Annotated in this window: 9 protein-coding genes; 8 read left to right on the forward strand and 1 reads right to left on the reverse strand. The window is 49.6% G+C overall.

Translation table 11 applies throughout. The annotated features are described in order from the left end of the window. Positions 1–391, reverse strand: a 391-nt coding sequence (locus AC1S52_RS29545; protein WP_482032638.1) for a helix-turn-helix domain-containing protein, incomplete at its 3' end; no start/stop codon positions are given. Between the two features lie 89 nt (positions 392–480). On the opposite strand from AC1S52_RS29545, the gene AC1S52_RS29550 reads away from it, so the two are divergent. The 8 genes from AC1S52_RS29550 to AC1S52_RS29585 all read left to right on the forward strand — a co-directional run bounded on the left by AC1S52_RS29550 (position 481) and on the right by AC1S52_RS29585 (position 12129). Beyond that, the gene (locus AC1S52_RS29550; RefSeq protein WP_482032639.1) at positions 481–705 is read left to right on the forward strand and encodes a DUF433 domain-containing protein; all 225 of its coding nucleotides are present in this window, start codon (positions 481–483) and stop codon (positions 703–705) included. A gap of 254 nt (positions 706–959) precedes the next feature. Continuing rightward, the gene (locus tag AC1S52_RS29555; protein WP_482032650.1) at positions 960–2768 is read left to right on the forward strand and encodes a M3 family oligoendopeptidase; all 1809 of its coding nucleotides are present in this window, start codon (positions 960–962) and stop codon (positions 2766–2768) included. Between the two features lie 270 nt (positions 2769–3038). Further along, positions 3039–3776, forward strand: coding sequence for a Uma2 family endonuclease (locus AC1S52_RS29560; protein WP_482032640.1), 738 nt, complete (start codon positions 3039–3041; stop codon positions 3774–3776). A gap of 248 nt (positions 3777–4024) precedes the next feature. Continuing rightward, positions 4025–6454 carry a response regulator gene (locus AC1S52_RS29565; protein ID WP_482032641.1) on the forward strand — a complete coding sequence of 810 codons (2430 nt, stop codon included), beginning with the start codon at positions 4025–4027 and terminating at the stop codon, positions 6452–6454. A gap of 71 nt (positions 6455–6525) precedes the next feature. After that, complete coding sequence (locus tag AC1S52_RS29570; protein WP_482032642.1) at positions 6526–9882, forward strand: response regulator; 3357 nt, start codon at positions 6526–6528, stop codon at positions 9880–9882. Beyond that, positions 9854–10234, forward strand: a complete 381-nt coding sequence (locus tag AC1S52_RS29575; protein ID WP_482032643.1) for a response regulator — start codon at positions 9854–9856, stop codon at positions 10232–10234. Before AC1S52_RS29570 ends, AC1S52_RS29575 begins: the two co-directional genes overlap by 29 nt. A gap of 813 nt (positions 10235–11047) precedes the next feature. Further along, entirely contained in the window at positions 11048–11338 is a 291-nt protein-coding gene (locus AC1S52_RS29580) for a Mo-dependent nitrogenase C-terminal domain-containing protein (RefSeq protein WP_482032644.1), read from the forward strand. A gap of 254 nt (positions 11339–11592) precedes the next feature. Further along, entirely contained in the window at positions 11593–12129 is a 537-nt protein-coding gene (locus AC1S52_RS29585; protein WP_482032645.1) for a LabA-like NYN domain-containing protein, read from the forward strand. The last annotated feature ends 22 nt before the right edge of the window (positions 12130–12151 follow it).

Here is a 12151-nt window from a genome sequence, read left to right on the forward strand (position 1 = left end):
CCGGGTAGCGTTGCAAGAACTGCTCAATACCTTCGAGTTTTCGTTCCGGCAGCACCATCTTTTGCCCCAGAGCCGCTTCAAGTATCGGTTGCAGTCGGTGCATCCAGCGATGAGCTTGGCTGCGGTCAAAGTCAAACAGAATTCCCGCCACATCAAAGGTGGGATAGCACTTGAAGTAGAACAGGATGTAGAACAGTTTCTCTGACATACTCGACAATCGAGCTTTGTCTGCTTGACCTCCACCAGGAGCACGTTGTCGTACCTGTGCTTGTATCTGCGCTTGCCATGCAGCCGTAAAAACAGGCAATAGCTCATCAAAGGCTTGCCGATTTAGACCTGTCAGAGCACGCAGCAGACGGTCGTTATTCAACGCACGATGGAGGTTGATCATGCTGGCTCATACTCGATGAAGTCCTTTCGATTATTCCCTTATTCCGCAACAAGTCTAATGTAAACAACAATTCCCTCTCATGCCAATTTATGGACTACCAACACATCATCACTATTGAACCTGGAAAGCGCAGCGGCAAGCCGTGTATTCGGGGAATGCGAATCACAGTGTACGATATTTTAGAATATTTGGCAGGTGGGATGACCGACGCGGAAATTCTTGAAGACTTTTCTGAACTCACTTCCGAAGACATCAAAGCTTGTCTTGCGTTTGCAGCAGATCGCGAGAAAAAGATATTTGTAGCATCGCTGTGAAACTTCTATTGGATGAGAACTTATCAGACCGAATTATTCACAGCGTTATCGATACTGTATCCGGATTCGGAGCATGTCAAGACATTAGGACTGATCAATACGGATGATGTGGTGATCTGGGAACATGCACGCCGACCATATCGAGTCTGGAAAATGGTGGCAGTCGAAAGAAACGGGCGAAGTCGGAATGATTTCGTTTAAGATAGAAATAACCCATATCAATCGTCACTTCATTGCGAAGGAGTTTTACCTTGGTGCAGTCCACTTTTGATGTTGCTAACCTGGCTCAACTGGACAGTCCACAGGAATGGAATCTGTCTGACCTTTACCAGGATTTTGATGACCCGCAGCTTGCTAGAGATCTGGAGGCTTTGCAGACAGAGGCAAACGAGTTTCGACAGTTCTATCGAGGCAGAGTACGGGAGTTGTCGCCTGAGCAAATTGGGGATTGCTTGAAACACCTGGAAGCGATCGCAGAAAAAACTGGCTACCTCTATGCTTTTCCATCCCTGGTATTTTCGGCAGATACGCGCAACACCGAAGCGAAGCAGTACCTTGACAAGGTGATGGAAGTGCTGACGGTCGTAGAAAACCAGCTTCTATTCTTTGATCTGGAATTAAAAGAACTGGATGAAACTGCCTTTGCCAAACTTGAATCTGACCCTGGACTACAAACCTACCGCCACTATCTACATCAGATTGGCAAGTTTCGTCCCTATACGCTGTCTGAGGAAGTAGAGCAGACCCGTAACCAGGGTAATTTGACCGGGAGACAGGCATTTATTCAATTGCGATCGGTGCATCTGGGGGAACAGGAGTACGAACCTGTTACCACTCCAGAGGGGAAATCTGCCAGCACAGAAGCAGAACTGGGTGCGCTGGCGTTTCATCCCAGTCCAGAGGTGCGCTATAACGCCTATGCCTCTATCCGCCAGGTGATGAAGCAGCACAACTCGCTCTATGCCTACATCCTTAACACGGTTACCCAGGATCATCGGCTGGAAAACCAGATGCGGGGGTATGGTTCAACCCTGGACAAACAGCTATTAGCCGATGAGGTTTCAGAGCCAGTGTTTCGAGCAATTATGGAGGGAACCCGCGATCGCTTCGACCTCTGGCAGCGTTACTACACCCTCAAAGGCAATACCCTGGGGCAACAAATCCGCACTTGCGATGTGTACGCGCCCTGGACAACCGAAAGCCAAACCCCGATCTCCTATAAAGCCGGGGTTGAAACCCTGCTGGCAGCCCTGGATCAATTCGACCCGAACTACTCTCGCCGAGCAGAGGAATTTTTCCTGAAAAACTGGGTTGATGCAAAAGTGCGTCCAGGCAAGCGGGGCGGGGCTTTCTGCTCCTACACTTACGGTAAACACAGCTACCTGCTCCTGTCCTATACCGAGGACTATAACTCCCTGTTCACGCTGGCGCATGAAATGGGGCATGGGCTGCACTTTGCCTGGATTGGCGATCGCCAGACCTATCTCAACAGCAACCCACCAATGGTGCTGGCAGAAATTGCCTCCACCTTTAATGAGTTGTTGTTATTGGACTACCTGCTGAAAACAGCCAATGATCCCGCTTTGAAGCAATCGCTCCTGACGCGCCAGTTAGAAGATCAGCTTAATCTGCTGTTCCGGCAGAGTACGATTAGTCGTTTGGAACTGGCAGTCCATGATCGGGCGGTTCAGGGTAGTTTTGACCACAGTTTTGTCAACGAACAGTGGCAGTCCCTCTACCGCGAACTGTGTGGTAATGCCGTTGAGGTCTTACCAGAGCACCAGTACGACTGGGCACGGATTGGTCACATTTACTTCAAGCCTTACTACTGCTACCAGTACACCGCTTCCAATATCGTCAGCCTCGCCTGCTATCAAAAATATCTACAAGTGGGTAAAGACTTCATTCCGGGTTATATGGAACTGCTAGCGGCAGGCGGCAGTATGGATCAGGTAGACGCTCTGCGCAAGTATGTAGATGTCGATCTGGAAAATCCTGCAACCATCCATGCGGCATTGAAGTACGTCGAAGGCTTGCTGGATCAGCTTCAGGCAACTCTTTGAGGCACTTTAGTCGTAGGATGGGCACAGGAAGACCTTTGCCTATTGCAAGAATGAGTGGAAGAGGGTCATGCATGGCTTTGCCCATCCTACGTTGATAATTTGTTTTCCATAAATCACCTTAGGCAACCAGAAACCGTTGGGGCAGGCAGAGAGAAACTACCCCAATGAGGTTGAGGAAATTTCCAGATTAGAGCGGAACCGTAATGGCTACCGCGAAAGTTGTTAAACTATTGACACCAGGAAGTTGCGCTGCTAGGGGGTGACAAACTCATGACAGCCATTACCAATCCTCCGTCTCAAGTTGTTTACCCCAGTAGCGATGGTGAACCCGTGGCAGAGACTTACGATCATCTCTATGTCTTGCTGACCACACTGGAAGTTTTACGGCAATACCTCAAAGAGCAACAGGCAACGGTTTTAGGTAATCAGTTTTTTTACTATGCTCAGGGCTTTCCAAAATTACGGGTGGCTCCCGATGTGATGGTCATTTTTGATGTGGCACCGGGTGGACGAGACAACTACAAACTTTGGGAAGAAGGTCAGGTACCCAGAGTCATCTTTGAAATGACTTCACGAGGGACAAAGGACCAGGATACAGGGTTCAAAAAAGGGCTTTATGAACAGCTAGAGGTGCAGGAGTACTGGCTGTTTGATCCCAAAGGGGAATGGTTAGAGGGGCAGTTGCAGGGATATCAGTTGCAGAATGGCACTTATGTTCCCATTTCAGAACGCCGTAGCCTTGTTCTGAAGTTACGTTTGGAAATCGAGAATAAGCTCATTGCCTTCTACCGGGAGGATACGGGTGAAAAGCTGTTGCTGCCCGATGAATTAGCCGCAACCCTACAAGCAGAAACCCAGCGACGGGCAGAAGCCGAACAACAGGCAGAGCAGGAGCGCCAGCGGGCAGAACAGGAGCGCCAGCGGGCAGAGCAGGAGCGCCAGCGGGCAGAAGGTTTAGAAGCGCTGGTAGAGCGTTACAAGTCCCAGTTTGGCGAATTGACTGAATGATAAGGTTGGATATGCCCTACATTCTCAGGAAGGATTAAAGCGGGAATAGGAGCGATCGCCCGCCTAGCAAAATTTCAACTACCCATAACTCATTGATCCCCTACCCAAGCTAGGCTAAACATAGTAGCCCCCTATTGGGTAGGCGGTTTTTAGTTGTTAGTTTTTGGGCAATTAGCGGTTTAATTTAGCGCCTACCACCTAAACCCCTACCCCATCTGACCAAGAGACGTTCAAAGCCATCACTACCCATGAGAATACTCCTCATTGAAGATGATGAACTCATTGCCAACTCACTGGCAAAAGCAATGGCAGATCAACGCTACACCGTTGATATAGCCACCGATGGTCAGGTAGGAGCAGAACTGGCAGAGGCATATACCTATGACCTGATTCTGTTAGATGTCGTTCTCCCCAGGCTGAACGGGATTCATCTCTGCCAGAGACTAAGGGCGCAAGGGAGTCAGACCCCTATTATCTTACTCACAGCCCAGGATACCAGCACTAGCCGAGTCATGGGATTAGATGCGGGTGCTGACGATTACGTGACAAAGCCATTTGATTTACAAGAACTACTGGCTCGAATTCGGGCATTATTGCGCCGGGGAGGATCGGCTCCGCCACTGCTGGAGTGGAGAAATTTACAGCTTGACCCCAGTACTTGCGAAGTGATGTGCAACGGTCAACTCTTACATTTGACTCCTAAGGAATATGGATTGCTAGAACTATTTCTACGCAATCATCACCGAATTTTTAGCTGTAGCGCCTTGATTAATCACCTGTGGTCATTTGAAGAAAGCCCAACGGATGAAACGGTTCGTTCTCACGTCAAAGGATTGCGCCAGAAGCTGAAAGCGGCAGGGATTGCAGACGATCCACTTGAAACCATCTACGGGATTGGATACCGCCTTAAACCAGGAGAGGAAAGGAACCCCAAAGAGGAGCCGGATACTGGAAAACGGAAACGCGGCGATCGGGAAAATATCCAACCCCGCTTACCGATCATCACCTTGCCCGATGGGGCAAAACCCCAGCCAACCCAAGTTTCACATCAGACGAGGACAACCGCTAACAAGGTTTGGGAGCAGGCAAAGGAGAGCCTGAACCGTCGCGTCACCCTGGTTGAGCAAGCAACCACCCTACTCTTGCAAAACCAACTGGATGAGAATCTGAGACAGCAGGCAGAACAGGAGGCGCATCGACTGGCAGGTTCACTGGGCATGTTTGGCTCCGATGAGGGATCCCAGATTGCCCGTGAAATAGAGCCTCTTTTTACCCAGGATGGTTCTCTGACTCAGACCCAAAAGCACCATCTATCGCAATTGGTAGCTGGGCTGCGCCGAGAGTTGCAGCAAATGAATGGGGATGCTTCCGTTTGGTTGTCGCCTGAGAAAACGGCGGATGAGTATGCCCAGTTACTCATTGTTCATGCCGATCCAACGATGGCGACTGCTCTGGCAGCCGAGGCAGCGAGTCGAGGGTTGCGATCGCACATTGCCGCCACGCCTGCGATCGCGAAAAAGCAGCTTGCCAGCCATCGACCAGATGCAGTACTGCTAGACCTTCCCGTGCGCCATCAGAAGCAGGTTAGCGCCTCCCTCGCTTCTGAGGATGCCCTAACCTTGCTGGCACACCTGAGCAGATCGACTCCCCCCGTCCCTGTGATCGTTTTGACTGCCCAAGATCAGGTGATTGAGCGAGTTAAAATCATGCGTTTGGGGGGGCGACAAGTTTTACAGACTCCGGTGACACCGATTCAGGCTCTTGAAGCGGTTAGCCAGGTGCTTCAGCATAATCGCACGGCTGAGACACGAGTGATGGTCGTGGATGATGATCCGCAAGTACTTGCCGCCTTACAGCGTTTATTAGAACCCTGGGGTATGAAGGTGACCACCCTGGACAATCCCCTCCGCTTTCTAGACGTGCTAAAGGTGACGGCTCCCGACTTATTGGTACTGGATGTGGAAATGCCCCATATTAGCGGCATTGAACTGTGTCGGGTCGTGCGTCATGACTCCCAATGGAGCGGGCTACCCATTCTGTTTCTCACCGCCCATACGGATGCGGAAACCATGCATCGCGTGTTCACGGCTGGGGCAGATGATTTTGTGACCAAACCAGTGGTTGGGCCAGAACTGGTGACTCGAATCTTGAATCGGTTAGAGCGATCGCGGCTGTTGCGCAGCCTGGCAGAAACCGATGCCTTAACTGAAGTTGCCAATCGTCGCCACTCTACGCAGGAAATGACCCGCTTACTCCAATGGAGTAGCCAGCACCAGCAGCCATTTTGTTTCGCCATTTTGGATCTCGACGATCTGCGGCAGGTGAATCATCAATACGGACACGCGGCAGGAGATCAAGTTTTGTATCATATTGGCAAATTACTACGGCAAACATTCCACAGTGAAGATTTAGTGGGTCGCTGGGGAGGGACGGAATTTGTCATTGGCATGGTTGGGATGACAAAAGAAGAGGGCAGGGAGCGATTGTCTGAGGTTCTAAATAGAGTACGTCAGATAGAATTTACAGGCCCTCAAGCCAGGTCATTTTGGGTGACTTGCAGTGTTGGAGTGGTCACTAGCGATGCGGAAAACACTAACCTCCAGGCACTTTATCGGGCTGCCGATGGTGCACTCAACCAGGCAAAAACAGCAGGGGGCGATCGCATTGTGGGTGGGTAAACAACTCGTTAGAACGATGGCTTCTACCCTGACTGCCCACTACAACAAAATGGCTGGGGGGAGGATTGGGGATGAATAGTTCACAAATTGAAAATTCAGCCGAACAAGCGGTCATCCTGATTGTGGATGACCTGCCCACCAACTTAGAAGTTTTGTTTGAATTTTTATCCAGTTTTGGCTTCCGAATTTTGATTGCAGAGGATGGGGAGAGCGCCATTGAGCGGGCAAAGTATGCCCTCCCCGACCTCATATTGCTGGACATTCTAATGCCCGGTCTGGATGGATTTGAAACCTGTCGTCGGTTGAAAGCAGAGGAGACAACGGCAGAGATTCCCATTATGTTTATGACCGCCCTGACGGAAACCGTTGATAAGGTCAAAGGCTTCAATCTGGGTGCCGTGGACTATATCACGAAGCCGTTTCAGCAGGAAGAAGTCCTGGTTCGCGTTAAAACCCATCTCAGGCTGCAAAAGCTCACCCGTCAAATTCAGGAACAGGCAGTACGGGAACGAGCAGCGCAAGCAGAAACTGAAGTGGCTCGAAACCGGGCTAGCATCATTTTGGAAAGCATCACGGATGCTTTTTTTGCCCTGGATCATCAGTGGCGATTTACCTACCTGAACCAACACGCTGAACTAATGCTCCAGCGGCAACGGCAGGAGTTACTGGGCAAAGTGATCTGGGATGAGTTTCCGGAGGCTATCAATTCACCGTTCTACCAGGGATATCACAAAACCGTAGCAGAGCAGGTGAGTGTTGAATTTGAGGCATTTTACCCACCGCTTAATCACTGGTCTGAAGTCCATGCTTACCCATCTCAGGAGGGGTTATCAGTCTATTTCCGCAACATTACCCAACGGAAACTGGCTGAAGCCGATCGCCAACGTGCCCAGGCAGAATTACAACGACAAAACCAGCGATCGCAACTCTTTGCCGAAATATCACTCAAGATCCGCCAATCGCTAAAGCTCGAACAAATTTTGCAAACGACGGTGACTGAAGTGCAGCGGTTTCTCCATGCTGATCGGGTTTTACTATTTCAGCTTTACCCCGATGGTTCAGGAAATGTTGTACAAGAAGCTTGTGTTCCCGGTTTTCCAGTGACCCTGGGACAAAACTTTATTGACCCCTGTTTTCAGAAAGGATACCTGGAACAATATCGCCAGGGAAGAATTGGAGCGATTACCAATATTGCACAGAGCAACACCCAACCCTGCTACATCGAATTTTTACAACAGCTTTGTGTCAAAGCCAATTTAGTCGTTCCTATCTTTATTCGAGACCAGCTTTGGGGATTATTGATTGCCCACCAGTGCTCCCAACCACGCCAGTGGACAACCGATGAAACTAGTTTGTTACAACAACTGGCAGACCAGATCGGCATTGCCCTTGCCCAGGCTCAACTTCTAGAACAGGAAATTCATCGGCGACAGGAGCTTGCTCGCTCCCAGGAAGAACTCCGGATGATGAGTGCGGCACTGGAAAGTGCCGTCGAAGGCATTGCCCAAATTGATCTGGAAGGGCGCTACATCAAGGTCAATCCTGCCTATGCCAGGATGGTGGGGTATCAACCCGACGAACTGCTTGGAGTCAAATGGCAACAGATCCTGCATCCCGAAGACCGGGAGATTTTGATCGCTGCCTATCAACGAATGCTAAAAACCAATCGGGTGGAAATTGAAGCCAGGGCTTTACGCAAAGATGGGTCTGTTTTTGATAAGCAAGTGGTGATGGTGAAGGCATATAACCAGCAGCAACAATTTATCGGTCACTACTGCTTTATGAAGGATATTAGCGATCGCCGGGAAATTGAACGGCTCAAGGATGAATTTGTGTCAGTCGTCAGCCATGAACTGCGCACCCCCTTGACCTCCATCTCCGGTGCCTTAGATCTTCTGGCAAATGGAGTATTGCAATCCCAGCCAGACGATGCCCAGCGTATGTTAAACATTGCTGCCAGCAGTACCGATCGCCTGGTTCGGCTAATTAACGACATTTTAGATATTGAACGGATTGAATCTGGCAAAGTTGCCATCACACCCCAAGCCTGCGATGTTAGCGAATTACTGGGACAGTCTGCTGAAGCCTTACAGGATATAGCGAACCAGGCAGGGGTGAGATTCCATATTTCGCCCCTCTCGGTTTCTGTATGGGCTGACCCTGACCGGATTATCCAAGTTCTGACCAATTTACTCAGCAATGCGATTAAATTTTCACCCCCAGGCAGCACCATCTGGTTAAGTGCAGAACTGGGGAGTCAGGCATCGGGAATTGGAAATCAGGAAGGTGAAGCGGCGTCCCCCCCTCCCCCCGATCCTGCCTCGCTACCCTACGTCTTGTTCAAAGTCACAGATCAGGGACGGGGCATCCCCCCCGATAAGCTGGAATCTATTTTTGGGCGATTCCAACAGGTGGATGCCTCAGACTCGCGCCAGAAAGGAGGAACCGGCTTAGGGTTAGCCATCTGCCGCACGATTTTGCAGCATCACGGTGGTCAGATCTGGGCTGAAAGCTCCCCTGGTGAGGGCAGCACCTTCTTTTTCAGCCTCCCCGTTCTGGAATCTGCTCAGAAGCCTGACACCCCCCACCCCACAACATCCCCTTCCCCCAACCTGCCCCCCTATCCCACCTCCCACACCCCTCTTATTCTGGTCTGCGACGACGATGACTTTGTCCGCGGTATTGTTCAGGCAATGCTGGAACGGCAACAATACCGTGTACTAACCGCAGACTCTGGAGAACAGGCTGTAGAACTCTCTGCTCTGCATCTACCGGATGTGATTCTGCTCAATCTGATGATGCCCGGTATGGATGGCTGGGAAACCCTGGCACAGCTAAAGCAACAGCCCGCTACGCAAGGTATACCCGTCATCATTCTGAGTGGGCTGTTGCCAGATGCCCGCAGGGCACCCCCGTCTGATATTAGCGATTGGATTGTGAAACCACCCAATCAGCGGTTGCTGGCTCAGGCGCTAGAACGAGCATTAGCCAAGAGTCATCAAGTGATCAGAGTTCTGGTGGTCGAAGATGATTTAGACCTGGCGCAGGTATTGCTGGCAGTCTTTTCTCGTCATGGGATTCAAGCTTTCCATGCGTCTACGGGTCGAGAAGCCATCCAGTTGAGTCAACAAATCGTTCCAGATCTGCTGGTACTCGACTTGGGATTACCAGAGCAAAATGGATTTGGGGTTGTGGACTGGTTACGCCAACATAACCATCTTTGCCAAGTGCCGATGGTTGTTTACACAGCCCATGACTTAAGTGAACAGGATCGCGATCGCTTAAAACTAGGACAAACCCTGTTTCTGACCAAAGGACGGGTTGCGCCCCAAGAGTTTGAACGGCAGGTGGTAGACCTGCTAAACCGCATCACGCTTGATCGAGGAGGAGACAGGACGCATGGCAACCAAACAAATTCTGATCATTGATGACGATCAGGAAATCCTGGCAGTTGCCCAATTGACCCTCCAGGCTGTGGGGGGATGGGACGTTCTAACGGCGACATCCGGAGACGAAGGACTTCAAAAAGCAATCGATGCACAGCCAGACGCGATCTTGCTGGATGTCATGATGCCAGACAAAGACGGGATTGCCACCCTTCAGTCACTCCAGGCAAACCCTGCCACTGAATCGATCCCGGTTATTTTGATGACCGCAAAGGTGCAGGCATCGGATCAGCGCCGATTTGCCAATCTTGGCATCGCAGCCACTATTAGCAAGCCTTTCAAAGCGATGAAACTGCCTGCTCAGATTGCAGAAGCATTGGGCTGGAGTCAGTAGCAGGCGCTAGAAAACTATCCCCTGGTTGCTAAGGATCGTGGATTTATAGCCATAGCCACCTGATTTAGGACGGGATGCAGGGGTTCCACCCCCTTTAACCCCCAATGTACTAAGCAACCTGGCGATAGCTATAACAACTCCGCAAACTGTACGGGCGGGTTCAGCAGTCCAATTTGCCTGGTGCGATGGATTGAGCGACAAAACCCGCCCCTACCCAATTCCGAACTTATTGAATTCTCATTCCTAAGGCGATTTCCAGGAAAAATATCCCAGGCATTTTGGTTACAAAGCTCCAGCTTTGTAACCTCCTTAAGGAAGCTCCAGCTTCCTGGAACACTAGAAGCTGGAGCTTCCAGATCCACATGACCAAGCTGGAGCTTGGTCACGAGTTAAGACTGCTACTGAGTAAATATTCCTATCTCCACAGATTCTGCATTTTTTGGTTCTAGGGTAGAGCAGAGTAAGAACAGAGATTCCATCTCGTTCCAAGGCAAGGCATTGGAAGGGCAAACCTGGAGGCTTTGCCTCTGGTGCCTAAAGAGGAGGCAGAGCCTTTCAATCAGTATTCCCAGGCTGAGCCTAGAGAACGAGGTATGTCAGGTGCAATACACTTTATTTTCCTTACCCCCTCGTCTCCCCTGCTCAGATGTACTCCACTCAATTGAAACCTGCTATATTCCCATCTCCACAGATTCTCCATTTTCTGGTTCTAAGGTAAGCAAAGTAGGAATAAAAATTATCAAAAATTCCCCTTTAAAGACTTGAACTTCAAAAATAATCTAACTCTGAAACTTCGCATCGTTTTCCTGACCCATGAATCGTCTCCTCCATCCGTCTTCCTTCCCCTCCATCCTCTTACAACCAATTGTCCAGTGGCTCGAGTCGATCGAAGTGCGTGACTCTAAAACCGCCCGCTCCCTATGCAAACTCATTCCTGCCCGTTGTCCCTTTGAGCGAGAAATTAAGCTGTTCAACCGTACCATTCTCAATATTCCGCCTCTGTGCAAACTTAACCCCTTCTACAACCAGCTTGTTGAACTCCGCTTCAAGTCTCTAACGTATTTAGCAGATGTGTGTGGTGAAGATATAAATATCTACTGCTAATGTTCAAACTTTGTTATCTATCACTTAATTAAAACTTATCAGTTCTAATGATAGAAAGTGATAGAGCTATCAACAAATGAAATCCACTGTAAACAAACTCTCAATGGACATGAATAATGGTTACCAAACTAATTCAAGAAGCACCCGATCACTCAGTATTGAAACAACCCACATCAAATCAAAGGCGATATGTGATGCCTATGCAAATGCCTGGTGAAGAAATTGAAATGTCGGTGGCACCAAATAATCATTCAATGCAAACTGATTTTAGGCGTGGCAGAGTTGCTATTTTTATTGATGGTTCAAACTTATTCTATGCAGCATTGCAACTGGGTATTGAAATTGACTATACAAAATTGCTTTGCAGCCTGACCCAGGGCGATCGCCTATTGCGGGCTTTTTTCTATACGGGAGTCGATCGCATTAATGAAAAACAACAGGGATTTTTACTGTGGATGCGCCGAAACGGTTACCGGGTAGTGACAAAAGACCTGATTCAGCTTCCCGATGGTTCCAAAAAAGCCAATTTGGATGTCGAAATTGCCGTTGATATGATGACCCTGGCAGATTACTATGACACTGCGATTTTGGTGAGTGGGGATGGGGATCTCGCCTATGCGGTGAATGCAGTCTCATATCGTGGCGCACGGGTGGAAGTGCTGAGTTTGCGGTCAATGACAAGCGATAGTCTGATTAATGTGGCTGATATCTATACCGATATCGCCACGATGAAAGAACAAATTCAGAAAGTTTCTCACGCCAGTTACACTTACCAACCGCTATCTTCCTAGCTTATGCCCAGATCCCCGGAAT

It is taken from the genome of Kovacikia sp. CALU 1929 (genome assembly GCF_056784235.1).

Bases quoted from the DNA above. Each gene is read 5' to 3' on its own strand.
- AC1S52_RS29550 (WP_482032639.1), top strand. From the start codon at position 481: ATGGACTACCAACACATCATCACTATTGAACCTGGAAAGCGCAGCGGC.
- AC1S52_RS29560 (WP_482032640.1), top strand. From the start codon at position 3,039: ATGACAGCCATTACCAATCCTCCGTCTCAAGTTGTTTACCCCAGTAGC.
- AC1S52_RS29565 (WP_482032641.1), top strand. From the start codon at position 4,025: ATGAGAATACTCCTCATTGAAGATGATGAACTCATTGCCAACTCACTG.
- AC1S52_RS29570 (WP_482032642.1), top strand. From the start codon at position 6,526: ATGAATAGTTCACAAATTGAAAATTCAGCCGAACAAGCGGTCATCCTG.
- AC1S52_RS29575 (WP_482032643.1), top strand. From the start codon at position 9,854: ATGGCAACCAAACAAATTCTGATCATTGATGACGATCAGGAAATCCTG.
- AC1S52_RS29580 (WP_482032644.1), top strand. From the start codon at position 11,048: ATGAATCGTCTCCTCCATCCGTCTTCCTTCCCCTCCATCCTCTTACAA.
- AC1S52_RS29585 (WP_482032645.1), top strand. From the start codon at position 11,593: ATGCAAACTGATTTTAGGCGTGGCAGAGTTGCTATTTTTATTGATGGT.